The sequence below is a fragment of the Lysobacterales bacterium genome (assembly GCA_014946745.1).
Lineage (GTDB): Bacteria > Pseudomonadota > Gammaproteobacteria > Xanthomonadales > Xanthomonadaceae > Aquimonas.
This window is the reverse complement of record JADCRD010000002.1, coordinates 299,199-323,850: the sequence shown is the minus strand read 5'-3', so window position 1 is coordinate 323,850 and position 24,652 is coordinate 299,199. Positions and strand designations below refer to the sequence as shown.

General features: G+C 67.2%; 22 protein-coding genes. 7 read left to right on the top strand and 15 right to left on the bottom strand.

What is annotated here, in order from left to right; genetic code table 11:
• Positions 1 to 228: 228 nt before the first annotated feature.
• From H4O13_13650 to H4O13_13620, 7 genes are all read right to left on the bottom strand, one after another.
• Positions 229 to 1,356, bottom strand: a complete 1,128-nt coding sequence (locus H4O13_13650; GenBank protein ID MBE5316433.1) for a glycosyltransferase — start codon at positions 1,354 to 1,356, stop codon at positions 229 to 231.
• Positions 1,349 to 2,740, bottom strand: coding sequence for a sigma-54-dependent Fis family transcriptional regulator (locus tag H4O13_13645; GenBank protein ID MBE5316432.1), 1,392 nt, complete (start codon positions 2,738 to 2,740; stop codon positions 1,349 to 1,351). The genes H4O13_13650 and H4O13_13645 overlap by 8 nt, the downstream gene beginning before the upstream one ends.
• A 108-nt stretch (positions 2,741 to 2,848) precedes the next feature.
• The gene (locus H4O13_13640; protein MBE5316431.1) at positions 2,849 to 3,637 is read right to left on the bottom strand and encodes a D-hexose-6-phosphate mutarotase; all 789 of its coding nucleotides are present in this window, start codon (positions 3,635 to 3,637) and stop codon (positions 2,849 to 2,851) included.
• Between the two features lie 157 nt (positions 3,638 to 3,794).
• Positions 3,795 to 4,274 carry a hypothetical protein gene (locus tag H4O13_13635; protein ID MBE5316430.1) on the bottom strand — a complete coding sequence of 160 codons (480 nt, stop codon included), beginning with the start codon at positions 4,272 to 4,274 and terminating at the stop codon, positions 3,795 to 3,797.
• A 56-nt stretch (positions 4,275 to 4,330) separates the two neighbouring features.
• On the bottom strand, positions 4,331 to 5,590 hold the full coding sequence (locus tag H4O13_13630) for an O-antigen ligase family protein (protein ID MBE5316429.1): 1,260 nt from the start codon (positions 5,588 to 5,590) through the stop codon (positions 4,331 to 4,333).
• Positions 5,587 to 6,759, bottom strand: coding sequence for a glycosyltransferase (locus H4O13_13625; protein MBE5316428.1), 1,173 nt, complete (start codon positions 6,757 to 6,759; stop codon positions 5,587 to 5,589). The genes H4O13_13630 and H4O13_13625 overlap by 4 nt, the downstream gene beginning before the upstream one ends.
• A gap of 204 nt (positions 6,760 to 6,963) precedes the next feature.
• Positions 6,964 to 7,164, bottom strand: coding sequence for a zinc-finger domain-containing protein (locus H4O13_13620; GenBank protein ID MBE5316427.1), 201 nt, complete (start codon positions 7,162 to 7,164; stop codon positions 6,964 to 6,966).
• A 276-nt stretch (positions 7,165 to 7,440) separates the two neighbouring features.
• Between H4O13_13620 and H4O13_13615 the strand changes: the two genes are divergently transcribed.
• Entirely contained in the window at positions 7,441 to 10,008 is a 2,568-nt protein-coding gene (locus H4O13_13615; protein MBE5316426.1) for a hypothetical protein, read from the top strand.
• Between the two features lie 637 nt (positions 10,009 to 10,645).
• On the opposite strand, the gene H4O13_13610 is transcribed toward H4O13_13615, so the two are convergent.
• Positions 10,646 to 11,266 carry a DUF1311 domain-containing protein gene (locus H4O13_13610; protein ID MBE5316425.1) on the bottom strand — a complete coding sequence of 207 codons (621 nt, stop codon included), beginning with the start codon at positions 11,264 to 11,266 and terminating at the stop codon, positions 10,646 to 10,648.
• 334 nt (positions 11,267 to 11,600) lie between these two features.
• Here H4O13_13610 and H4O13_13605 point away from each other — a divergent pair, with 334 nt between their 5' ends.
• Positions 11,601 to 13,118: a hypothetical protein gene (locus tag H4O13_13605; protein ID MBE5316424.1), complete on the top strand. Its 1,518-nt coding sequence runs from the start codon at positions 11,601 to 11,603 to the stop codon at positions 13,116 to 13,118.
• A 236-nt stretch (positions 13,119 to 13,354) separates the two neighbouring features.
• Here H4O13_13605 and H4O13_13600 read toward each other — a convergent pair whose 3' ends face one another.
• Together H4O13_13600 and H4O13_13595 are read right to left on the bottom strand one after the other, a co-directional pair.
• Positions 13,355 to 13,759: a DUF3037 domain-containing protein gene (locus H4O13_13600; GenBank protein ID MBE5316423.1), complete on the bottom strand. Its 405-nt coding sequence runs from the start codon at positions 13,757 to 13,759 to the stop codon at positions 13,355 to 13,357.
• A complete protein-coding gene (locus H4O13_13595; GenBank protein MBE5316422.1) occupies positions 13,746 to 14,519 on the bottom strand; it encodes an aminotransferase class I and II in 774 nt (257 codons plus the stop codon). Before H4O13_13595 ends, H4O13_13600 begins: the two co-directional genes overlap by 14 nt.
• Before the next feature lie 487 nt (positions 14,520 to 15,006).
• Here H4O13_13595 and H4O13_13590 point away from each other — a divergent pair, with 487 nt between their 5' ends.
• Both H4O13_13590 and H4O13_13585 read left to right on the top strand, forming a co-directional pair.
• A complete protein-coding gene (locus tag H4O13_13590) occupies positions 15,007 to 15,600 on the top strand; it encodes a hypothetical protein (GenBank protein MBE5316421.1) in 594 nt (197 codons plus the stop codon).
• Positions 15,593 to 16,609 carry a nucleotidyl transferase AbiEii/AbiGii toxin family protein gene (locus H4O13_13585; protein ID MBE5316420.1) on the top strand — a complete coding sequence of 339 codons (1,017 nt, stop codon included), beginning with the start codon at positions 15,593 to 15,595 and terminating at the stop codon, positions 16,607 to 16,609. Before H4O13_13590 ends, H4O13_13585 begins: the two co-directional genes overlap by 8 nt.
• 66 nt (positions 16,610 to 16,675) lie before the next feature.
• On the opposite strand, the gene H4O13_13580 is transcribed toward H4O13_13585, so the two are convergent.
• The 5 genes from H4O13_13580 to H4O13_13560 form a co-directional block, all read right to left on the bottom strand.
• The gene (locus H4O13_13580; protein ID MBE5316419.1) at positions 16,676 to 18,025 is read right to left on the bottom strand and encodes an SIR2 family protein; all 1,350 of its coding nucleotides are present in this window, start codon (positions 18,023 to 18,025) and stop codon (positions 16,676 to 16,678) included.
• 164 nt (positions 18,026 to 18,189) lie between these two features.
• A complete protein-coding gene (locus H4O13_13575) occupies positions 18,190 to 18,867 on the bottom strand; it encodes a hypothetical protein (protein ID MBE5316418.1) in 678 nt (225 codons plus the stop codon).
• Between the two features lie 292 nt (positions 18,868 to 19,159).
• The gene (locus H4O13_13570; protein MBE5316417.1) at positions 19,160 to 20,452 is read right to left on the bottom strand and encodes an O-acetylhomoserine aminocarboxypropyltransferase/cysteine synthase; all 1,293 of its coding nucleotides are present in this window, start codon (positions 20,450 to 20,452) and stop codon (positions 19,160 to 19,162) included.
• A 166-nt stretch (positions 20,453 to 20,618) separates the two neighbouring features.
• Positions 20,619 to 21,200 carry a YceI family protein gene (locus H4O13_13565; protein ID MBE5316416.1) on the bottom strand — a complete coding sequence of 194 codons (582 nt, stop codon included), beginning with the start codon at positions 21,198 to 21,200 and terminating at the stop codon, positions 20,619 to 20,621.
• A gap of 84 nt (positions 21,201 to 21,284) precedes the next feature.
• The gene (locus tag H4O13_13560; GenBank protein MBE5316415.1) at positions 21,285 to 21,872 is read right to left on the bottom strand and encodes a malonic semialdehyde reductase; all 588 of its coding nucleotides are present in this window, start codon (positions 21,870 to 21,872) and stop codon (positions 21,285 to 21,287) included.
• A 179-nt stretch (positions 21,873 to 22,051) separates the two neighbouring features.
• Between H4O13_13560 and H4O13_13555 the strand changes: the two genes are divergently transcribed.
• The 3 genes from H4O13_13555 to rsmH all read left to right on the top strand — a co-directional run bounded on the left by H4O13_13555 (position 22,052) and on the right by rsmH (position 24,651).
• Entirely contained in the window at positions 22,052 to 23,059 is a 1,008-nt protein-coding gene (locus tag H4O13_13555) for a mitochondrial fission ELM1 family protein (GenBank protein MBE5316414.1), read from the top strand.
• Between the two features lie 194 nt (positions 23,060 to 23,253).
• Positions 23,254 to 23,700: a division/cell wall cluster transcriptional repressor MraZ gene (mraZ, locus tag H4O13_13550; protein MBE5316413.1), complete on the top strand. Its 447-nt coding sequence runs from the start codon at positions 23,254 to 23,256 to the stop codon at positions 23,698 to 23,700.
• An 18-nt stretch (positions 23,701 to 23,718) separates the two neighbouring features.
• Positions 23,719 to 24,651 (top strand): 16S rRNA (cytosine(1402)-N(4))-methyltransferase RsmH, encoded by a 933-nt coding sequence (rsmH, locus tag H4O13_13545; GenBank protein MBE5316412.1) that lies wholly within the window; start codon positions 23,719 to 23,721, stop codon positions 24,649 to 24,651.
• The last annotated feature ends 1 nt before the right edge of the window (position 24,652 follow it).

Here is a 24,652-nt window from a genome sequence, read left to right as displayed (position 1 = left end):
CGACCCATCGCGGACAGCAGGCGCGAATGATCGCATGGCATTGCGCTGCAGTTGTCGGCCGAGCGGGCTCGCGATCCTGCACAAGCGCCCGCAGCCTCGTGCGTCAGAACGCTGCTCCGGCGCGGGATCGGCGCAGGATGCTGCGAGCGCACATTGTCGCGCTCCAGCCCCCCGGCAGCGCAAGAGGCGTCGGGAGTCGGCGAAGCGAACCGGCGCGGTGCGTCGCGTTCAGAGCGCTTCCTCGGTTCGCTCGCCGATCTGCAAAAGCAGCTCCGCATACGCCGACTGCATGCGCTCGCGGCTGAACTCTGCGAGCGCACGCTCACGGCCTGCCGCAGCCAGTGCGGCGGCTCTGGCGGGATCGCGCAGCAGGGATTCCAAGGCATCGGCCAGCGCCTGCGGAGAACCGGGCTCGACCAGCACGCCGTCCTGCTCGTGGCGAATCAGCTCCTGTACGCCGGGCACGCGCGAACCCAGGACCGCGCAGCCGGCGGCCATGCCTTCGATCAGCGCCAGCGGCATACCTTCGTAGCGCGTGCTCAGCACGCAGATCTGCTGACTCATCAGCAGTTCGGGCACGTTGCGAACGAGCCCAAGAAAACGCACCTGCTCGGACAGGCCGAGCCGCTGCGCCAGCTGTTCCACCGGACGACGATGCAGGGCCTTGCCGCCACCGGCCAGATGCAGTGTCGGGGTGAGCCCGCGCTGTCGCAGCAGTGCCAGCGCTTCGAGCAGGCTCGCGTGGTCCTTCTGCTTGGAGTAGCGAGCGACCATGACCAGACCAGGCTCACGCGCCGTCAAGGGATGTTCTGCCGCATTCGCGAACGGCTCCAGGCGGATGCCGTTGCTGATGGCGATGCAGCGTTCGGCGGGAAGCCCCTGCGACAGCAGCACCGAGCGCACGCCCTCCGAGCAGCCGACGATGCGCGCGGTTCGTGCAGCCAGCCAGCGCGACTGCAGCAGGCGCAGCCAGGTATAGCGCTCGCGGGTGTTGTGCTCGACGTGAACCAGTGCGGGAACACCCGCGATCAGCCCGGCGTAGCGGCCCCAGAGATGCTCGCTGAAGCCATGTGCGACCAGAACCTGTGGTCGAAACCGTCGACACAGCCGGACCAGGGCCGTGATGGAAGCGAGGTGCGACCAGCCCGGAACCACCTCCACCGCGATGCCGCGCGCGCGCAGTTCCTCGATGCGCGCGGGGTCGGTATGCCGCTTGCGCCGCAGCACCAGCAGGGGCTGGATGCGACCGCCTGCGTTCGGCATCTCGCATAGGGCCGCCGCGACCTGGGTGGCGCCGCCGGAGAAGCCGCCGGTCACGAAGTGCAGCACCCGCAGCGGCTCAGGGCTGTCAGCCATCCTTGCCGCCCCGAAGTTCGATGCCGAGGTCGCGCAGCTTGCGGTACAGGTGGGTGCGCTCCATGCCAACCGCCTTGGCCAGCTTGCCGACGCTACCCTCGCACTGCTCCAGCCAGTGCAGCAGGTAGGCGCGCTCGAACTGGTCGCGGGCTTCGCGCAGCGGCTGCGAGAAATCCGCGCGGAAGCCGCCTTCCTCAGCGGCCGTTGCCGTGGCTGTCGCCGCCGCCGCAGGACGCCGGCCGAGCGCGGATTCCACCTCGCTGGCGTCGATCTGCGCCTCACCGCCCAGCACCAGCAGACGCTGCACCAAGGCGCGCAGCTCGCGCAGGTTGCCGGGCCAGCTGTGTGCCGCCAGACGCGACGCAGCGGCGTCGCTGAAGCGGCGCGGCGGCAGGCGGTCGCGGCTGACAAAGTGCTCGGCCAGGGCCTGCGCCTGCGCCAGCACGTCGGCGCCGCGCTCGCGCAGCGGCGGCACCCGCAGCGGCAGCACGTTGAGCTGGTAGTAGAGATCCTCGCGCAGTCGCTGTGCGCCGAGTTCGGCTTCGAGATCGCGGCTGCTGGCGGCGATCACCCGCGCGCGCAGCGGCACCGGCTGACGGCCGCCGACGCGCAGCAGCTCGCGGCGCTCCAGCACGCTGGACAGACGCAGCTGCAGCTCGGGGCCGAGTTCGGTCAGCTCGTCGAGATACAGCGTGCCGCCCTCGGCGCGCTCGATCAGGCCGGGCACGCTGCCGCTCTCGCCTTCCGAGCCGAACAGCGTCGCTGCAGCGGCCTCGTCGGCAATCGCGGCGCCGGCGACGGTGACGAAGGGCTGGCCGGCGCGCCCGGAGTGCTCGTGCATCCAGCGAGCGAGCCCCTCCTTGCCGGTGCCGGCCTCGCCGAGCAGCAGCACCGGGGCATCGACGCCCGCCAGCCGTTCGAGCTGGGCGCGCAGGCGCTGCATCGCCGGCGATTCGCCCAGCGGTGCAACCGGCGGGCTGAGCTGGCGTCGCAGCGCCTGGTTGTCGGCGCGCAGACGCTGCGCTTCGAGTGCGCGCTCCAGCGTGATCAGCAGCTTTGCCAGGGTCACCGGCTTCTCGATGAAGTCGTAGGCGCCGAGCCGCGTGGCTTCGACCGCGGTTTCGATGGTGCCGTGGCCCGACATCATCACCACCGGCGTGTCGTCGCCCGCGGTCTTCCATTCGCGCAGCAGCGCGATGCCGTCGGTGCCGGGCATCCAGATGTCGAGCAGCACGGCGTCGAAGCGGCCTTCGCCGCGGGCGGCACGTGCGGCCTCGGCGTGCTCGGCGGTGGTAACCGCATAGCCTTCGTCCTCCAGCACTTCGCACAGCAGCTGACGGATATCTGGCTCGTCGTCGACCACGAGCAGGCGGGCATTCGGCATGGGGGGTTCCTGCAGGGCGTTGCCCGTGTTCGAGGCGGACGCGAAGCCTGCAAGGATAGCGGCAGGTGGGCTGCGGCGTGAGGCGCGTCGACGCCGGCCTGTCGAAGCTCAGCCCAGCACGCGCAGCCTCAGCACGCCGCGCCAGCGCTCACCCGGCGCCAGCCGGATCGGCTCGACGATCGCGCCGGGCTCGACGCACAGGAAGCGATCGCCGGCCTCGCCGCCGAGATCGGCGAGCGCCTCCGCGCCTGCGCGGCCGGGATTCCAGATCACCCAGTCGCGGAAGCCCTCGGCCTCGACCGCCAGGGTTGCTTCGCCGTCGTGCAGGCGCAACGCGGGCGCGGGTCCACGGTAGATCCGGTCCAGCGGAGGCGACGGCACCAGCGGGTCATCGCCCGACGCCCGATGCCAGTCGCCGCCTTCCTCGAAACCGCAGCCGGTCAGCCCGAACACGCGTGCCTCGCCGAGCGCGCAAGCGAGGTAGCTGTGCAGGGCGCAGCTGAACTCGAAGGGGCTGGCATCGCGGCTTTCGACCGTCAGCGCCAGCGCCAGTGCGCCCGCCGACAGGCTGGCCTCAAGGCGCAGGGCGAAGCGATGCGGCCACAGCGCGCGCGATGCCTCGGAATCGATGAGCTCAAGCAGCAGCCGCTCGTTTGCACGCTCGCGCAGCTGCCAGGTCTGCGTGCGCGCGAAGCCGTGCCGCACACACGGCCCGCGCGCGTTGAACTGCGGAAAGATCACCGGCACGCCGCCGCGGACCGCAGCGCTGCCGTCGAGCACCGCGCGCGGGCTCAGAAACAGGCGCTCGCGCCCCTGCGTGCGCCAGCACAGCAGCTGGCCGCCGAACAGGCTGAACTCGGCGATGTCATCGCCATGCTGGAGGGTCACGATCGGCATGCGTGGGATGCGTAGGAAGGTCCGCGCGCAGCCTGCCAGAACTGCGATAGCGCGCGCAGCCCCTGGCTGCGCGCCCATGCGTCTGGCATGTCCGCAACACCCAACACGCCGCGTCGGAGCCTGATCCGCGAGCGCGGCGAGCTGGCGCCGACCGCGCTTACAGCTGGGTCAGGCCGACCAGCCGGCGCAGCAGTTTGCGGATGGGGGCGGGCAAGCGCTCGGCCGGAATCGCCTGGCCGTCGATGCTGACGCTGCCGCCGAACTCGGGGCCGTCGCCCTCACGGGTGACGGTGAGGTCGTTGATCTCCAGCACCCGCGGCGTGCTGCTGGTGGCCCCGGCGGCCGGGGTCAGCGTGAGCCGGCCGCTCAGCACGCTCTCGGTGTCGCGGCCTTCGCGGCTGAACTCGCGGCGCAGGCTGCCGCTGATGCGACCGCCGTCCTCGCGCGGCTGGAAGTTGGAGAAGGTGGCGTCGGTGCTGCGGCTGGCGTCGGCCGCGCCGAGCTCGCCGGTGGTCACCGCGACCATCTGGCCGCCGCGGCCGTCGGCGAGGGTGGTTTCCTTGTTGAGGGTCAGGGCCTGTCCCGACTGGGCGAAGGCGAACAGGGCAAGGGCGGCGAGGCTGCTGCGAAGGTTCATCGGGGGTCTCCTGTGGGGGCGCAATGGGAGCAGGCCGCTGTGGGCCTGCCCGCGCTTCAACGCACGGATGCCGGCCGCGTTGACAGCGCCCCGAGCCAGAGCGCGATCAGCGCGAACAGCAGCACCGACAGGAAGCTCGAATACACCGCGTAGTGGGTGTTCAGCGGAAACAGCAGGGTCAGCAATGCGAGGCTCGCCGGCCAGGCCTGCGCGCGCGCGGCCGCGGTCGCCGCGCGCAGGGCGCGCAGGGCGAAGCCCAGCGCGGCCAGCCAGCAGAGCAGTCCGAGCGTGCCGGTCTCGCTCAGGATCTCCAGCACGATCTGATGGGCGTGAAAGGCCCCCTGTTCGCCACGCTCGCCTTGGAACACGAAGCGGTCGTCGGCCGCCGCGTGATCCGGGTACGCATACCGATAGGCGCGCACCCCGACGCCGTTGACGGGATGCGCCTCGATCATCGACAGCGCTGCGCGCCAGATCGGCAGGCGGAAGGACAGCGCGTGGTCCAGTGCTTCGGAGTCGCCACCGAGCGCTGCGGCACTGCGCTCAATACGCTCGGCGAAGCGCTGCGAGCTGTGGTGCAGGACCAGGCCCGCGCCGAGCAGCAGCGCGCAGGCGATCGCCAGCGCACCCAGCCGCTGGGACAGGCGCGGCAGCGCGAACCACAGCAGAAGCGCGAGTACGCCGGCATAGCTGAGCCAGGCCGCGCGGGCGCCGGCCAGCCCGATCACCACCGCCAGTGCCAGCGCCGACAGCGCGAAGCCGCGCCAGCCGAAGCGCTGACGCGCCGCCACCAGCAGCAGCGGCGACAGCGCCGCCATCACCGCGCCGAGCTTCAGATCGTCGTCACCGAAGATGCCGCTCAGGCGATCGACGCGGTTGGCGCCGCCCAGTGAGACGCCGGCCACGGCCTGTATCAGCGCGTCCACGCTCCATAGCGCCACCAGCAGGGCCAGGCCGCGCAGAGCGAAGGCGGCAGCACCCGGCTGCGACAGCCCGCGCTGGGCATACAGCAGCACGGGCAGGAAGCGCAGGTCCACTGCGACCTCCGTCCAGCTCTTGGCTGGCGCAATCGAATCGACAGCCGAGAACAGCTGCGGCAGCCAGTAGCCCAGGAAGAGCAGGGCGGCCAGTCGCTGCAGCGGCTCAGCGCCCGCGCGGAACAGGCCGGGCACCTGCTTCGCGCCGAGCACGGCCATCACCAGCAGCGGCAGCTCGTAGCTGCGCGAGAACGGCAGCAACGCGAATACCGCGAGCAGCGACAGCGCTGGCGCCTGCGCGCGCACCACCGCGAGATGCGCGCGCAGTGCCTCGCTCATCCGCGCGCGGCCGCGAGTTCGGCGTAGAGATCCAGCGTGGCCTGCTGCATGTCGGCGAGGCGGTAGCCCTCGAAGGGCGAAACCGGCACCGGCGAGGCCAGCAGGCGCTGCGCGGCGTCCAGCAGAGCCGCGCCATCCGCCAGGGGCACCGCGCCGGCCGGATACAGCTCGCGCAGCAGTTCGCCGACACCGCCGTGCTCGAAGCCCAGCACCGGCACGCCCATGTGCAGAGCCTCGATCACCGTGCGGCCGAAGGCCTCGGGCTTGCTGGAGAGCTGCAGCACTAGATCGCTGATCGCGTAGACATCGGCCACGTCGGCGCGCGGCGGAGTGATCGCCAAGCGGTCCTCGACGCCGGCCGCACGCGCCTGTGCGCGCAGTCCGGCCAGATAGCGCTGGCGACCGGCTTCGTCGGCGCCGAGCAGCAGCAGGCGCGCATCGACACCGCGCGCTACCAGGCCGGCCAGCAGCGCGATCGCCTGCGCATGGCCTTTGAGCCGCGTGCCGCGGCCGGGCAGGGTCAGCAAATGGCCGCCGGCCAGCTGCGGATGGCTGCGGAAGAAGTCCTCGCGCCAGGCCGGCGTGGGCTCATGCCCCGGCGGGAAAGCAGCAGGCTCGATCCCGCGCGGGATCACCACATAGCGCTCGTCCGGCACCTGCGGGTAGTGCCCACGCAGATACTCGCGCACCGTGCGCGACACGCAGATCACGCGGTCACCGCGGGCCATGATCGCGCTGTAGCGGCCGGGCGAGTTCAGGCCGTGAGCGGTCGTAATGAAGATCGGCCGCGGCCGCAGGCCGATCATCGCTGCGAGCGCCATCCACGCCGGCAGGCGCGATCGCGCGTGCACGATGTCGGGCTTGACCTCGCGGATCAGCCAGCGCAGCGCGAAGATCCGCGCCGGCGTGGCCAGCGATTTGGCGCCGATCTTCAGCTCGACGTGGCTGCTGCGCTCCTTCTCCAGCTGCGCCACCAGCCTGCCGCCCCCGCTGACCACCCAGGAGCGATGCCCGGCCGCGACCAGAGCGCGGCCGATTTCCAGGGTCGAGCGCTCGACGCCGCCCGCGTCCAGTCGCGGCAGCAGCTGCAGCACGGTCAGGCGCTTCGGGCCCGCGGGCTCTTCGATGGGCTCGTCGGGCAGCGGCTGCCCGGGGTCGGCTTCAAGCATGGGTCAGGGTTCGCGCTCGGGCGTGCGGGGGAGGATGGGGCGCCGAAGGGCCAAGATCGCGCGCCACCGCCGGCGCGGGGGCTCACAGATTGGCCTGAGCGGGGTGCCGAGTCTCGTGCCGGCCGGCGTCGCGGCGTGCACGCAGGGCCGGCGCAGCGGAGCAAAGCCCTTGAACTGCCAACCGCGGGCCTGAGGCCCGAAGCCTCAGGCCTTCAGCACGTAGTGGGCGCCGCAGTAGGGGCAGACCGCCTCGCCCTTGGCTTCCACCGGAAGGTAGACCTTCGGGTGCGAATTCCACAGCGACATCCCGGGCATCGGGCAGGACAGCGGCAGATCCGCCTGCGTCACCTCGTAGCGGTTCTGGGCGTTGGCGGGGATCACGCGGTCAGTGGCGGTGGCGGGCATGGTGGTTGGACGCGATGGGGCGAGGATCGGGATTCTAGCGCGGTGAGCAGAAATCACACCCGTGGCGCCAGTGCCCGCCGCTTCGCTTGACCTACCGTCGACGTCATGGCTCCGGTATCGTTTCGCGCCTGACCAGCTTGCTTGGATCAAGATGCGGGGCTTTTGGTGCTAGCGGTTTTCTGCCAGCTGTGGGCCAGACTTGATCCATGACCCGGCATTCCGTATTCGCCGCCCAAGCAAGACGTTCTTACTTCGCGTCTGACTCCGGAGTCTACGATGATCAGTTTTTTCAGAGTTTCGGCTGCGCTCGCGTTTGCAGCATCGAATTGGCTGGGAGTGGCTGCGTGTCATGCAGCTGGGCTCGAAGCGGCAGCGAAGCCGGCGCAACTGGACCATGGTCAGTGGGCGTCGCTCCAAAGGGCCGTCGACGCGAACTTGCAAAGCCTCGTGCAGTTTGAAGGCGATGCGGCCACTGTCGGTGCAGACGGCGCCCCCGAGGATGAGTTCAGCTTTTCAGTGGCGTTCGATGGGGATACAGCTCTGATTGGAGCGCCTCGCGATGATGTTGGCAACGCCGTCGATCAGGGCTCTGTGCATGTGTTCAAGCGAGTCGGCGAAAACTGGCAGTACGAAACCAAGCTGGTGGCTCAGGACGGAGAGTCGACCGATCTGTTCGGCTATTCCGTCGATCTGGATGGGGATACAGCGATCATCGGTGGACTGTTCCGCGGGCCCGATGGCAGCAATCGAATTGCTGTCGCTTACGTTTTTGTGCGCAGTGGCGGGGCGTGGGTTCAGCAGCAGCGACTGACGACTAGCTACATCCATGCCTTCGACCGATACGAGACGTCGGTGGCAGTGAGCGGCGACATTGCGCTGGTGGGCGTTCGACACGAAACGGTTGGCACGGCGGTGGAGCAGGGTGCTGCGTACGTTTTCGTCCGAGTTGGATCAAGCTGGTCTCAGCAGGGCCCAATGCTGGTAGCCGCGGACGGTGGTCGAGGAAGCAGGTTCGGAGCGTCGGTTGACCTCGTTGGCACGACTGCACTGATCGGTGCCTGGACGCATCAGGTGGCCGAAAACTTCGATCAAGGAGCCGCCTACGTGTTTGTCCAGAGTGGCGGCGGGTGGATACAGCAAGCAAGGCTGACGGCCAGCAATGGCGCCGATTATGACTTTTTCGGGTTCTCGGTGGCCTTGGATGGAGATGCCGCGTTGGTTGGCGCACCCAATCATCGTGTTTCGGGAAGCGTGGCACGTGGCGCGGCCTACGTGTTTCGGAGATCCGGCACGAGTTGGTCTGAGGAAGCGCGGCTCTTGGGGTTCGGTGGCGAGGCTGCCGCTAGGTTTGGTCACTCCGTGGCGCTCGACGCGGGCATCGCAGCTGTGGGAGCGCCTACAACCTCTGCTTTCGCTGGGCGCGCCTATGTTTTTGCCCGTACGGGGAGCACTTGGTCTCAGCAGGTCTCCTACTCTGCTCCTCCACCCGTCGAGTTTCAGAGCGCGCTTGGAACCTCAGTTGCACTGAGTGGAGGAAGCTTGCTCATGGGCGCCCCTGGGCGGGACGTGGAGGGAAACTCGAAACAGGGGGCTGCATTTTTTGCTCCGAGCGCGGTCGCGGGCGCCGCTGTTCCGGAACAGATCGCTGTCCGCCGCAGTGGCGACATCAAGGGCTTTGGCTATCGCGTGGATACTCACGACGGGACCGCCGTGGTCTCGGCATCGACAAGCTCCGGAGGGCCTCAAGCGAACCCCGCCGCTGCCTACGTCTTTGCCTACGAGGACAAGCAGTGGATTCTGCAGGCGCGACTGGAGTCGCCGGATCCTTCAATGGGCGATAGCTTCGGCGCATCCGTTGCCATTTTTGGAGATCTCGCATTGGTTGGTGCCCCTCATGCAGCCGTTGGTGGCGTCGCCGGGCGTGGCGCCGTCTATGCGTACCGTCGCAGCGGATCGACCTGGGGGCTGGAGGCTACGCTGACCTCCGAGGACGGGGAGTTTCTTGACGGGTTCGGCGCTGCCCTTGGCTTGCACGGTCAGTCTGCGGTGGTTGGGGCGTTTGGACACAGGATTGGAGGCAACCCTGACCAGGGAGCCGCTTATGTGTTCGTGCGTGACGGCCAGCGGTGGTCCCTCCAGGGCAAATTGACAGCGAGTGATGGCGCGGCCCAGGACCGTTTCGGGCTGAGCGTGTCCATCTACGGCGATAGGGTGCTTATCGGGGCCACGGACGCCATCAATGCCGGCGGCCTCTATCGTGGGGTCGCCTATGTGTTCGAGCGTGTTGGGTCTGCATGGTCGCAGAGCGCCAGGCTTACTCCGGATCTTGAGAGACAGGGGGGAGGCTTTGGCCTCGCAGTGGATCTCGACGCTGACACTGCCGTCATCGGCGGTGCTAGCGAGCGAGCGCAGCCGCAACCTGCGAACGCTGTTTACGTCTTCTCACGAGCAGGCTCCAGCTGGAGCAGACAGGCGAGGCTGGAAAGCGGGCAGTCTTTCTTTGACGCGTTCGGCGCTTCGGTGGCTGTCAGCCGGAACTCTCTTCTGGTCGCTGCGCCCGAGTCAGACTTGGTCTATCTGTTCACGCGAGAACAGGGCGTCTGGTCGCTCGAGAGGGCTCTGACCGACAACGTGGCCCGATCTGGCGACAGATTTGGCAACTCGGTGGCTGCTTCCGGCGGTTTCGCCCTGATTGGTGCCCCTGGCAGCGGGGGCACCCTGCCCTTCGGCAACCCTCAAGACGGCGGGGCTTATGTTCTATCGGGGCTCGCTGAGCTTTTCTCGAATGGATTTGAGTCACCCGCGAGGGCAACGTCCGCACGAGGGAATAGCGACTCTCCCTAGTCGCCGCCGAGGCGACGGAGGCATTGGTGGACGTCGCGGTCCGCGCGAGCCCCGTTAACGGTTGCCGATGCTGGCCCATCCGGCAAAGTCCGAGGCAAAGGCCCGAGGCAACGCTGAAGAATCGAGGGTTGCCTCGCGCGATAGAGGGCGCGCGTGCGCATCAAACACGGGATGCTTGAGCCAGCGAAAGCGAGCCCGGACCCGTGCCGGAATCGCGAGCACTGATCAGTTCCACGATGGCCTTGACCAGTCTCGCCCACCAGTTGTCGCGTCCGCAGACGAGACCCGGTGTGTCGCGCCCTCCAGTCGCTGCAGCACTCGTTGCTGCGACCTGATTAGTGTCGAACCTCAGTGCGCAACGCTGGCCCGGCGATCAGAAATTCCTGCAACATCAAGCCTTGAAGCAAGATTCGCACGGTCGGACTCCGAGGCTCGCCGTGGGTGCGCGAAACTTAGGCCGCTCAGAATCACGAAAGCCAAGTGCTGCAGGAGCCTCGACGCCCAAGCGCTCCAATCGTCAACTGAGGTTCGACACTAATCAGGTGCTGCGAAAGTCAGGGCCTTGGTCGCCGGTGCAGTGCAATCTCTGTTGGTCGTGTCCGCCGCCGGCGAGCAACCTCACGCCTTTCTGCGTCGCTCAGTCGGCAGCGAGCCCGCCCAGCCGCACGGCCTGTTCGCGGACGATGGCGAGGCGGCGCTGGCCGTTGATGACGCCGCCCAGCGAGCCGCCGTCGCTGCTCAGCGCAGTGAAAGCCTCGTACTGGGCGTCACGCCAGGCCATCCACGCGCGCTGCGCGGCCTTGACCTCGGTGAGTGACTCTTCCGACAGGCCGGCGGTCAGCCGCTTGTAGTGCAGGTTGAGCTGCAGATCCCAGCGCTCCATGGCCTCGCCGAGGCACTCGTGCATGCCGAGCGTGCTGTCCCTGAGCTGCATGCAGCTTTCCGCTGCCCGCGCGATGGGGTGCTGGTCGCCCAGGTCGTCCACCACCGGGATCTGCGGGCCACCGTTCGGCAGCACCAGCACGGTGCCATGCTCGGCATCAAAGCCAAGCGCCAGCTCGGCGCCCGGCGCCAGCGCGTCGACGGCCTCCCAAGCGCCGTCGTCGTAGAGCACGCTCAGTTGCCGACCGTCCGCCAGGGCGATCAGGTTGGGGTCGTGCTGATCCTGGAAGACCACGCGGGCCTCGCCGATCAGGTCGCTGGCCTGCGCGGCTCCGGACAGCAGCAGGGTGAGCACGAAGGTCGGGATTCTCTGCATGGCTGGGCGCTCGGCGGGGACCGCTGCGGATACTAGGGCAACGCAGAAGGGCTCGGCGTTGCGGCGCGCCATGGCGGCGGGTTTTCAGGCTGGATCGGGTGATCCGCGGGCGTGACTCGCGGCCGTGCCCTCATCGAGGCCGCACGAACGACGGCGCCCAAGGGATGACACCGGTGGCGCTGGCGCGATCTGCTCTGGGAGGCGCAATGCCGGTCGAACGCGGGGCCTCGCACGCCTGGGCACGACATGCGTTGGACAGTTCAAGTGACGCTGCTTTCATGCTTACATCACGCCCCCGAGGGGCAGGCGCCGGGCCTGCCAACGAGCGAACGTCATGCCCAAAGCCGCCCGCAAACAGTCCATCGATCTGAAGCGCATTCTTGGCCTTGTGCTTGGCATCGCCGCTCTCACGTGGTGGACGCTCGACCGCGCCGAGTACTTCATCTCGCGCAGCATTCTCGTCGCCTACGGCGACTTCGAGACGACCTTCCGCGGGGCCTGGTTCGAGTGGGATGGGGATCTCTACGCGAAGGACTTCCGCATCGTCGACGAGAACACCGGCGAGGCGGTGCTGCGGGCCGAGTACGTGGTCGCCGAGACGCCGGGCTGGTTCTGGGTGCTGCGGAATCTGATCTTCCAGAAGCGCCAGCATCGCATCCAGGTCGATCGCATCCATCTGGAGCTGCTGGGCGTGGAGGCGCATGCCGACCTTGGTGACCCCAGCCTCGGCGATCTCGGGCCCTTCAGCGCCGATGCGGCCTCGCCCTGGGATGGCGAAGGCTGCAGCGACCTGCTGGCCTTCAGCCGCTTCCAGCTTGCCGAACTGGGCTTGAGCCCCGGCGCGGCCAGATTGGTGTTCGACTATGAGATCCGGGGCAGCGACCTGGACGCGCAGATCCTGTTGGAAGTGCCCGGTGTCTCGCAGGTGCGGGTGACGCGCAAGGAGACGCTGCTCGGCGGCAGCAACGCCCTGGTGCTGGATCACCTCGCCACGCAGATCCACTCCGAGCGCATCGAGATCGAAGACTTGGGCTTCGTTGCCGCGCGCAATCGGCAGTGCGCAAAGGTCGCGGGTATCGACGAGGCGGCCTTCGTGCAGCGGCATATCGATTCGCTGCAGCGCATCTTTGCCCACAACGGGCTGTCGGTCGACGATGAATCGGTGCGCCTCTACCGCGAGTTCGCCGCGCGCGGTGGCAGCCTCGCCGCCGAAGTGCGCTATGCGCCGCCGCTCGATTCGGACGACTTCTACGGCGTGCGCCAATCCATGGAGGTGCTGCCGCGCTTGAACATGAGCCTGCAGCGCGCGGGGCGAACGGTGGCCGTGCAGTTGGCGCAGGTCCGTGAGCGTCCGCTCGATGGCTTTGACAGCGCGCTCTCGACCTGGCGTCTGATCGAGCGTGAGCAGGAGGCGCTGGCGCGAGCGCAGGGGCAGGGCAGCGGCCGTCCGCTCGCCAGTCTCGGCGGAAGCGGTGGCGTGCGCTCAGGACGCAGCGTGCAACCCGCGCGCGCGGCCGCCGCTGGAGCTGCGAACGGGGCTGCAGGCTCACCCGCCCCTGTTTCGACGGACGTGCCGAATGCTGCGCTGGCCACGCGCCCTTCGGCGCCGACCAGCAGCGCTGCCGACACCGAATGGCAACCGGAGTATCGCGATCCCAGCGCCCTGCAGTGGGACGAGTTGAAGCCGCTGGTGGGCGAGCAGGTGCGCGTGTTCACCCGCCACAGCGGTGGTCGCGTCGTGGAGCTGATCGAACACCGGGGCAGTGAGCTGCGCGTGCGCGCCGCCTTGGGCGGGGGCAGCGCCGAGTACAGCATCCAGCGCGAAGCCTTCCAGTTCGCGCGCAGGATCTGAGGCGCGACAGCGCACCCGCGCCGCCTCGCGAAGCGCTGAGGGCGTGCCCCGGAACCACCCGACGATAGCCGAAGCCGGAGCATCCAGGTGCCGGGTGTGGGCGGGCGGATCCAGAGTCCAGGCCCGACACGGGGAACTTACGTTGTGACCCACTTCTTCCGTAGCAGGTGGCGGCTGCGGACTTGAGTAGGGCGAAGTCGGTCGGGGTAGATGTGCCGAGGCCCGACGCGCGCCGCTCAGCCCGGCTGCGCAGGCAGACGCACCATCCGATGCATCAGATGCTCCAGCGTGGCCACCAGATCACCGCCGCAGCGGCCCATGTGCACGGGCGAGGTCTGGATGATGGCGCTGCGCTGCGCCGTGAGCCAATGGAAGCGCGTACGCGGCGGCAGCAGGCCGATCGGCGCCGCGGCTTCACCGCCGCGGCAGATCGCCGGGATCGCCTCCAGATGCCGGCAGACCAGTTCCATGTCGATGGCCGGGTCGAGCGCGCGCAGGCGCGCCGCGTCCACCTCGATCCGCGCCTGCAGAAACCCGGCCGCCTCGCAGGACAGGATCACGCCGACGTTGATGAACTCCTCGCGCTCCACGCGCGGCACCACACGAATCACCGCGTAGTCGTAGAGCTCATGTGCGCGCACGGATCGCCTCCTGCACGAAGCCCTGGCGCTCCGCCAGCCGTCTGCTCAAGTAGTCCACGTAGGCCGTGCGCTGGGCGCGCGGATCGCCGAAGTCCTGCGCGCCCTGCAGCCACGCATCGGGCACCTGCACCACGACCTCGGCGATCGCATCACCCTGCAGGCGCTGCGCCATGTCCGCGTCGACCTCCGCGATGGCGGACGCCGCGCGCAGCAGCACGTGGTCGCGGATCAAGGGGAAGGGCTTGCCGGCCTGCGCCGTATCGCCGTTCCAGCCGTGGTGGAAGTACAGCGCCGCGCCATGGTCGATGAGGAACAGCCGGCGGTGCCAGACCATCAGGTTGGGATTGCGCGCCGTGCGGTCGAGGTTGTGGATGTAGGCATCGAACCAGACGATGCGCGAGGCCAGCTCCGCATCGGGCTGCTCGGCGACCGGATCGAAGTTGATCGCGCCGGGCAGATAGTCCATGCCCAGGTTGAGCCCGGCGCTGGCGCGAATCAGATCCTGGATCTCCGGATCGGCCTCGGTCCGCGCCAGCTCCGCGTCCAGATCCATCAGCACGATCTCCGGCACCGGCAAGCCCAACGCCCGCGCCAACCCACCCGCAATGACCTCCGCCACCAGCGCCTTCGGCCCCTGGCCCGCGCCGCGGAACTTGAGCACATACAGCCCCTCGTCCTCGCCTTCCACCACGGCGGGCATGGAACCGCCTTCGCGGAGGGGGGTGATGTAGCGGTTGGCAGCTAAGTGGCGTAGGGGCATGGAGGGAGGATAGCTGTCGGCTTTGGTGTGGGAGCTGCGCAGTGGAGCTGGGCAATTACTTCTCACTCCTGCTGCGTCAGGGGGGACTTTGTGGCTGGAGCAAGGCTAGGGGCGACCGTTCGCGCGACACTTCATGCATTCGGAGGGTCAGTAAGCGGATGTGTTAGAGGCCGCCTTTGGGGCCCTGTGCAGAGTCTCGGCACTCTCGACAACACTCCCAAAGCCGTCACCCGCCAGTGTGTGTCCACCGTGCTTGGGGCGTGAAGCTGTTTTCCCGCCTCCTCACCTGCCGCGAACGTCAGAGCGGACGTCGATACTCTCGCGACCATCCATCGGGGCACATCGACGTTGACCAATCGCATCTCATCGCGCGAGGGCCTGGTCGACGGCCCTTCCGGCGAAGGCTCGGCGCTCATCTGGCCGGCAAGCTACGCCAAAGGTTGGATACTGTCAGAAAACTGCGTACGCTTCTGACAGGAGGATGGCCATGCAGCGTTTGACCGAGCAGATTCTTGAGCACGCAAAGCAGCAGCCGGAAGGCATGCCGGTCGCGGCCAAGAGCTTGCTCCATCTCGGTAGTCGTGCCGCGGTGGATCAGGCCTTGTCGCGTCTGGCCGAGCGTGGTCGCCTGCTGAGAGCCGGGCGCGGCGTCTACCTGCTGCCGGTGACGAGCCGGTTTGGCACGCGGGCGCCGTCGGTGGAACAGGCAGTCGAGGCGCTTGCCGCCCAGCGCGGCGAGGTCATCGTCTCCAGTGGTGCGGCTGCCGCCAACAGCCTCGGCCTTACGACGCAGGTGCCGGTCCGGTCGGTGTATCTGACCTCGGGGCGTACCCGGAAGATGAACCTCGGCAAGCAGATCGTCGAGCTTCGCCACGCCCCGCGCTGGCAACTCGCCATGGCGCATCGGCCGGCGGGGCAAGCAGTGCGAGCGCTTGCCTGGCTCGGACCGGAGCGGGCCGAGTCTGCTCTCCAGACCCTGAAACGCAAGCTTCCGCCCGCCGCGTTCAGCGAACTGGTGGCGGCGGCGCCTCAGCTTCCGACTTGGCTTGCTCGCAGCGTGGGCAAGGTCGCACATGGCTGACGCCTTCCTCCGCCTTCCGGCCGAGGATCGCCTTGAAGCCTTGAGCGTCGCTGCCGACCGCTCGGGTCGACCGGCCCACCTGCTGGAGAAGGATGCGTGGGTGGTGTGGGCGCTGGCGACGCTCTACGGTTCGTCGCTCGGCGAGCATCTGGTGTTCAAGGGCGGCACTTCATTGTCGAAGGCCTACGGCGTCATCCGGCGGTTCTCCGAGGACGTTGATCTGACCTACGACATTCGCGCGCTCGCCCCCGACCTTGTCGGGGATAATGGCGAAGCGCTGCCGAAGACGCGGAGCGAGGAAAAGCGCTGGACCAGCGCGGTGCGCGAGCGCCTGCCGCAATGGGTAAAGGAGGCCGTTCAGCCGGTCATCGCCGAAGCACTGGCGGGCGAGTCCCTATCGGCCGTGATCCGCGTCGAGGGTGAGAAGCTCTTCATTGACTATCAGGCGAGGGCGGCAGGCTCGGGGTATGTCTCGCCCAGCGTCATGCTCGAATTCGGCGCTCGCTCGACGGGCGAACCTGCGAGCCCGCGAGATGTCACCTGCGATGCGGCCGGGCTGGTGGATGGCGTGATCTTTCCGACCGCTCGGCCGAGGGTCATGCATGCCGAGCGGACCTTCTGGGAAAAGGCGACCGCGATCCACGTCTTTTGCCTTCAGGAGCGGCTGCGCGGCCATCGTTTCGCGCGTCATTGGCATGACGTGGTGCGTCTCGATGAAGCCGGCTTCGCGGTGGCGGCGTGCGCTGATCGCGAGCTTGCCAACGCCGTGGCGCGTCACAAGGCGATGTTCTTCCCCGAGAAGGCCGCCGACCGATCTCTGATCGACTACGCCTCAGCTGTGAACGGCGGGTTGCACCTGGTGCCAGCCGGCGACGGCGCGAAAGCTCTCGCAGAAGACTACGCGCGGATGGTCGAGGATGGGCTCCTTCTCGACAAAGCCGAGCCTTTCGAGGTGCTCATGGAGCGCTGTGCAGACATCACCGCGCGAGCCAACAGAGCGGCGGGATGAGCGAGCGTTCACTCCGATCCCTGCTCTTCCAAAAGTCAACCTGACCCCCTTCTACTTTTCTTGAATCTACCTGTTCTTGTGCATGCGGCGCAGCGCCGAGAGTATCGAAGCCCTAACTTGAGGGCTCGCAGGAAGCTTGTCGACATGAACAGATGAAAATGGTCGGGCTTCCGGAGGCATTCTCGCATCTCCAACCGTGATCGGAAGGATGTCCTTGTCAGCTGCGAATGCGCGATCAATAGCAAACGAGATCAAAGGCTTCATATAGTCCTCTCCAGAGAAAACAGGCACCAAGCAATCCGCCTCGTCAATTTCGAGTGAGATCCGATCCGCGGCATTATGGTCACCCACAACCTCTAGGCGTCGTTTTGCACCTCCGTAGCCGGCTTCTTCCGACAGCTTTTGTATCTCCTCAATGAAGCTCGTGTCGCGGGACCCCCCGATTATGCAAATCTTAGGCTGGGTCGATTCCTTGACCTCCTCATTCTCAGCCAAAACTGATTCACCACCTTGATCTCGCGATCGCAAATAGAGCCCCTTCAAAAACTCAACCACTTGCGAATGACTGCCGTCTCTGGCGTACGTTATGCAGTCCAACTGGCGATCTTGCAACAGCCGCCTCCGCTCAAATGCGGAGAACTGATCACTCGGAAGGAGAATAAAATGCCGACCTAAACCTCTCTCGTAAAGAGCGGAAAGCTTGTCGATCACTGCATCAAGATCGGGGTCATCTCCACCAAACCCGACAAATAGCACAGTGTGACTTGAGAAGATTGCCTCCAGAAATGATCTATAGGCCGGGCTCAAGTACAACAATCTCGTGTAATCTCTAGATCCGAGGACAATCGAGCTCGATTGGTTCAAGTCACCGTGCGCCTTGAAAACGAAAAATCGTCCTTCGCGCAAACAACTGAGCGCTTGATCTAAGCCAGCCTGCGAATAGACGGGCGGCAGTATTCCTCCCGACTGCGCAGCGAACGCACCCTCAATTAGCGCGTCATAGTTCGATGTGATTACGCAAGAGACGGGCAGCTTTGTCAAAATCTCGTGAGCCATGCCTGGCCGAGCATCAGCTGTTCTTAGAATTTTGGAGAGGCAAGAAGCCTGTCGCTGGCCAAGCGACTGCTGAAGTTCCTCGGCCACGCTCAAGAACCTTCGCCGATTGACTGCACTTCGAAGCTCGTCAGGTTCGGCCTGAAGCGTAATCCCTTCGTCGACGCACCAATCGATCATTTCGACTAGCAGCCGTTGCCAGTTTGGCAGGGGCTTCCCGTCGGGCGTTTGCGCTTGAGAAGAGAGCCCTGAGCCCGCGAAGATTGCGCAACGACCAGTCGAGAGCGCTCGGACAAGGCTTTGCGGGATCAATCCCTTGAAATCATGGGTTGAGAAACCGATGCTGTCAGATAGATTCTTCATTAATCCAACGCCCTACACGCTTAGAATTCTCGAACAGGTGGCAAATCAGGGGCCACTGGAAATTGCAAGCTTGGGGGCAGGTCTAGCTTTGTAGCTTCGACCAAACGGCGCTGCGCCACGAGAACCGACTGACGCATTGCTGGACCTGACCACGCGCCTCTCCCTCACCTCAACACCCCCACCATCGGATGCCTAGCACTCGCCGCATCCAGCACCACCCGCCGCACCTCCAGCCCCTGCGCTTCCGCTGGACATCGCTGCAGCGCCTGCGCGTAGTCTTCTTCCGTACCCTCGCCCACCTGCAGGCCCAGCGGTGAAGGCAGGCGCATGCCGACGAAGTTGCGGCCATCGCCGGTCGCCGCCTTGATCCAGCCGATGTAGGTCACAACCCCCGCGGGCGCATCAAAGCGCAGGCCGAGGCTGCCCTCGTTCGGCACCTGGTAGCCGCTGCCGCCGCCGGCGTAGTTCCAGTAGCGGATGCCGTTGAATTGCTGCTCGCCGCCGCGCACGACCTCGCAGAAGTAGAACCAGCGCTGGCGCGACTGCATGTCGACGATGTCCCATTCGGTGTCGTTGCCCGTGATCGATCCGAACTCGGCCTTCAGGAGTCCGGGGATGTAGTCGTCCGGCGTAGCGGGCTGCTCGACCTGCCCGAAGTAGGTGGTCAGGGCATTGAAGGCCTGCTGGCACTTGGTCTGCGACTTGTGCCAGCAATCCACGCCGTAGCGGCCAATGACATAGCCGCGCTCAGATAGCGGCACGGCCTCCAGACGCTGCTGCTTGACCTGCGTGTACGGCGTGCACCCCGACACGGCCACCAGCGCGAGCGCGGCGCTGAACATACGACTGCTTCGGATTTTCATGTTGCCCCCTGATGCGAGCCCGCATGAAAGTCCATGAACTGTCGGGCGTCAAGACAGGTCCCGAGTCGAAGTGGGGCCGATCTGCTAGCAGCGGGCGGGCCTGTTGAGCTGGGGACGGGCCGGGTTCACGTTCCAAATTCCGGCATGGGCCGAGGCCCGACAGCGCGACCGATTGCCTCGTGTTCTTTCTATTCCTGGTCTGGCGTCAGCCTCGCTTGCCCGCCACTCCGATGCGCTGAGCGGCCGGCCCGGTGGCCTGAAGCAACCCGCCTCAAGCCCGCTCCAGCGCGTGCTCCAGATCCGCCAGCAGATCCTCGATGTGCTCGATGCCGACGCACAGGCGCACGGTGTCGGGGGTGACGCCGGTCTTCTCCAGTTCGGCCGGTGACAGCTGGCGATGAGTCGTTGATGCCGGATGCGTGGCCAGCGACTTGGCGTCGCCGATGTTGACCAGGCGGGTGAACAGCTGCAGGGCATCCAGAAAGCGCGCGCCGGCTTCGACGCCGCCGGGCAGGCCGAAGGTGAGCAGGCCGGAGGCGCCGCGCGGCAGGTACTTCTTCGCGAGCGCGTGCTCCGGGTGGTCGGGCAGGCCGGCGTAGTTCACCCAGGCCACCTTCGGGTGCTGCTGCAGGTACTGCGCAACCGCCAGCGTGTTCTGGTTGATGCGGTCCATGCGCAGGTGCAGGGTCTCGATGCCCTGAAGGATCAGGAAGGCGTTGAAGGGCGACAGCGCCGCACCCGTATTGCGCAAGGGAACCACGCGGGCACGACCGATGTAGGCGGCGGGGCCCAGCGCCTCGGTGTAGACCACGCCGTGGTAGCTGACGTCGGGCTCGTTCAGGCGCGGAAACCGGGCCCGGTGCTCGGCCCAGGGGAAGCGGCCTGAATCGACGATGGCGCCGCCGATGCTGTTGCCGTGGCCGCCCAGGTACTTGGTCAGCGAGTGCACGACGATGTCGGCGCCGTGTTCGATCGGCCGCAGCAGGTAGGGCGAGGGCACGGTGTTGTCGACGATCAGCGGCACACCGTGCGCGTGCGCGACCTTCGCCACGGCCTCGATGTCGGTGATGTTGCCGCGCGGGTTGCCCACCGATTCGACGAATACCGCCTTGGTGCGGGCGTCTATGAGCTTGGCGAAGGCATCGGGATCGCGGTAGTCGGCGAAGCGGGTCTCGATGCCGAACTGCGGCAGGGTGTGGGCGAACAGGTTGTAGGTGCCGCCGTAGAGCGCGCTCGACGAGACGATGTTGTCGCCGGCTTCGGCGATCGTCTGGATCGCATAGGTGATCGCGGCCTGCCCGGAGGCCAGCGCCAGCGCGGCGATGCCGCCTTCGAGCGCGGCCACGCGCTGCTCCAGCACGTCGGTGGTCGGATTCATGATCCGCGTGTAGATGTTGCCCGGCACCTTCAGGTCGAACAGGTCGGCGGCGTGCTGGGCGCTGTCGAAGGCGTAGGCGACGGTCTGGTAGATCGGCACGGCGACCGCGCGGGTGGTCGGGTCCGGCGTGTAGCCGCCGTGCACGGCAACCGTTTCGGGCTTCCAGTTCGGCGGGGTCTGGCTCATGCGGGCGGCTTCCGTGGGCGATTGGCCCTCGAAGCTAATCGAGCTGCTGCGCCCATGCCTGCATATGGCCCGACATGCTCCGCGACGGACTAAGCCGGCGGCCTCACGAAACGAAGAAGAGCGGCCCCAGGGCCGCCCTTCTGTCGATAACGCGATGCGAAAGCGCTTACTCGGCGGCTTTCAGCGCGCCTTCCAGACCGATCGAGATCTTGATGTCGTCGCCCACGGCAGGCACGGCGTAGCCCATGCCGAACTCCGAGCGCTTGATCGTGGCGGTGGCGTTGAAGCCGACCCACGGCACCTTGCGCATCGGATGTTCGCCGATCTTGTTGACGGTCACGTCGAGGGTGACCGGCTTGGTGACGCCGAGCAGGGTGAGGTTGCCGGCCACGGCCAGCTTGCCTTCGCCGTTCTGGGTCACGCCGGTGGTTTCGAAGGTCATCGCGGGGAACTGCCCGACGTTGAAGAAATCCTTGTTCTTCAGGTGGTCGTTCAGGCCGCCGTGGCGCATGTCGACGGTGCTGGTGTCGATGCTGGCGCTGACGGTGGAGTTCGCCAGGTTCTCCGGGTCGACCTTCAGGTCGATGTCGAACTTAGTGAAGTCGCCGTACATGTCGGAGAAGCCGAGGTGGTTGACGTAGAACCACACGCGGGTGTGCGACAGATCGATCTCGACCGGCTGCGGAGCAGCGAAGGCGGGCGCGGCAAAGGTGGCTGCAAGCAGGGCGGCGGCGATGGGCTTCAGCATGGGCGGTTTCCTCGTGGAGAAGGCGCGGGCGCGCCGGTGGGCGAAGCGCCGCGAAGCGACGCGATGGAGCAGGGGAGCGAGGGCTTACAGAAACTGACAGGCTTCGTCGAAGGGCAGGCGCGGGCTGCGCGCGAACAGCGCGGACGCATCGCCATAGCCGAGGTTGACCAATACATTGCTGCGCCAGCCGCTGTCCTTGAAGAAGGCCTCGTCGACCTTGGACTGGTCGAAGCCGGACATCGGGCCTGCGTCGAGGCCGAGCGCGCGGGCGGCGAGGATCAGGTAGGCCACCTGCAGCGTGCCGTTGCGGAAGGCGGTGGTTTCGGCGACCTGGGCGCTGCCGGTGAACCAGCTGCGCGCGTCGGTGTGCGGAAACAGGTAGGGCAGCTTGTCGTAGAACTTCGGATCGTTGGCGACGATCACCGTGACCGGGGCCGACATCGTCTTGTCGAGGTTGCCGGCCGACAGCGCGGGCTTGAGCCGTTCCTTGGCCGCTTTCGACTGCAGAAAGACGAAGCGGGCCGGCGAGCAGTTGGCGCTGGTCGGGGCCATCTTCACCAAGTCATAGAGCTGCTGCAGCAGGGCGGGCTCGACGGCGCGGTCCTGCCAGGCGTTGTGCGTGCGGGCCTTCAGGAAAAGCTGGTCGAGGGCGGTGCTGTCGAGGGAGGGCATGCGGGGCTCCGGTGCGGGATCTGCGTGAGCAGCGGCAGGCGCTGCGGCTTCACAATCGTAAAGGCTAGGACTGCAGGGGTCAGGAGCCCGTGAGTGCGAGCGGCAGTCTAGGTCTGGTGCAGCCGTGGAATAATCCGGGCCCGACGCAACGCTGCGTTGCAGATCCGGGGCCCCACCGCATGCATCCGACGCTGGCTCCGGCCTGGGTTCTGACCGACGGTGCCGCAGGCAACCGCAAGCCCGCGCTGGCCTTGGCCGAGGCCCTGGGCATCGAAGCCCGCGAGTGGACGCTGCAGACCCGCGCGCCCTGGCGCTGGCTGGCGCCGCGCTGGCTGCCGGAACGCGGGGATGTTTTCGCGCCGGGCATTGAACAGGCGCTGGGCGAGGCGCCGCCGCGGCTGGCGATCGGCTGCGGACGTCAGGGCGCGCTCGCGACGCGCTGGCTGAAAGCGCAGGTCCCGGGCTGCCGAGCCGTGCAGATTCTTGATCCACGCATCGATCTGCGGCACTGGGATGCGGTGTTGGCGCCGGCGCATGACGGGATCGCGGGCCCGAACGTGCTGAGCTTCACGGGCGGCCTGCACGGCGTCGATGGTGCCACCCTGGCCCGGGCGCGGATCGCCCACGCCGAACTGTCGCGTCTGCCCTCGCCGCGGACGGTGGTCCTGCTGGGCGGCCCGCATTCCTCCTTCGATCTCGATCGCGGGCTGTGGCTGCGCCTGTGCACGATCCTGCACCACTGGCAGGCCCGCGACGGCGGCAGTCTGCTGGTCAGCAGCTCGCGGCGCACTCCGCCCTGGCTGCGCGAAGCCGCGCGCAAGGACTTGGGCGATCTGCCCGGTCTGCAGTGGCATGGCGAAGCCGATGGACCCAACCCCTACGGCGGCCTGCTGGCCTGGGCCGACCGCATCGTGGTCACGCCGGACTCCGCCAACATGCTCGCCGAAGCCAGCGCCACCGCGGTGCCGGTGCTGGTGCCGGCGCTGAAGCCGGTGCGCGGCAAGCTGGGACTGCTGTACCGCGACCTGCTGGAGCGTGGTCGGGTGCGACCGCTCAAGCTCGACTTCCAGGCCTGGGATGTTCTGCCGCTGCGCGAAACCGCGCGGATCAGCGCGGAACTGCGGGACCTGCTGGCTGCGAACCCGATCACATCCGCGGCGCGCTCGCCGGCTTCGAACTTAAAGTAGTTTCGAGCTTGGCGGCCCAAGCGCATGTTTCAGTGCGCTTTTGCCCGCGATCTGTCAGAACCCGTTCAGAAAACCCCAATGCCGACAGGGGTTTAGCTGCGTTTTCGCTCCTGAAATTTCTTGACACCCCTTTACACCGTGCTTAGTGTGGGCAGCCGTAGAAAAAACGGGTTTTTTGTGGGGTTCAGTGGGGAATGTTTCAGGGCGAGACCGCCATCACGATCGACGACAAGGGCCGGCTGGCGGTGCCCACCGCTTACCGTGAGCTTGTTGCGCGCGATTGTGCGAACCGCCTTGTCGTGACCTACAACCCTTACGAACAGGGGTGTCTCTGGCTGTACCCGGTCGCCGCCTGGGAACAGGTGCGTGACCAGGTCAACGCCCTGCCAAACGCCAAGAAGGTGCATCGCGCCCTGCAGCTGAAGCTGGTGGGTGCGGCGACCTTCGTCGACGTCGATGCGAACGGGCGCCTGCTGCTGCCGGCCAGCCATCGCAACGCCGCCGGCATCGAGAAGAAGGCCGTCCTGCTGGGCATGGGCGGGAAGTTCGAACTCTGGAGCGAGCAGGCACACCTCGCGCAGATCCGTCAGACCATCGGGGAAGACGAGATCAGCGAGGCCATGCTCGACCTCACGCTGTAGCCGGGGAGGGATCGGGCGATGCGCAACGAAGCGCCGCCGGCCGACCACATCCCGGTGCTGTATGCGCAGGTCATGGAAGGCCTGCGGGTGGTCAAGGACGGTACCTATCTGGACGGCACGTTCGGGCGCGGCGGACACGCGCGCGGTGTGCTGGATCAGCTGGGGCCGCAGGGCCGCCTGCTGCTGATGGACAAGGATCCGCAGGCGATCGCCTGCGCCGAAGCCGAGTTCGCGGGCGATCCGCGGGTGGCGATCCGGCGCGGCAGCTTCGCGGCTCTGGCGGAGTGGGCGGCGACGGCCGATGGGCTGGATGGCGTGCTGCTGGACCTTGGGGTGTCCTCGCCCCAGCTGGACCAGGCCGAGCGCGGCTTCAGCTTCATGCAGGACGGGCCGCTGGACATGCGCATGGACCCGGATTCCGGGGAGAGCGCAGCCGAGTTTTTGGCGCGGGCCACCGAGACGGAGATCGCGGATGTGCTGTGGGCCTATGGCGAGGAGCGTATGAGCCGGCGCATTGCGCGGGCCATCGCTGCGCGCCGGGCCGAGGCGCCGCTGAGCCGTACCGCGGAGCTGGCTGATCTGGTGCGCGCGACCATCGGTCGCGGCGAGCCCGGCAAGCACCCCGCCACACGTACGTTCCAGGCGCTGCGGATCTTTCTGAACCGCGAGCTGGACGATCTGGTTACAGGGCTGGCGGCCGCCCTTTCCCGGCTGAAACCGGGGGGGCGGCTTGCCGTTATCAGCTTCCATTCGCTGGAAGACCGGCAGGTCAAGCAGTTCATGCAGGGGCTGGCCAAGCCGGCGCCCGGCAACCGGCGCCTGCCGGTGGCGGTCGAGTTCACTCCGACCCTGGCCTTGATGGGTGGCGCCATCCGCGCCGACACCGACGAGCTGATGGTCAACCCGCGCGCCCGCAGCGCCGTGCTGCGCGTGGCGGAGAAGCTCGCATGAA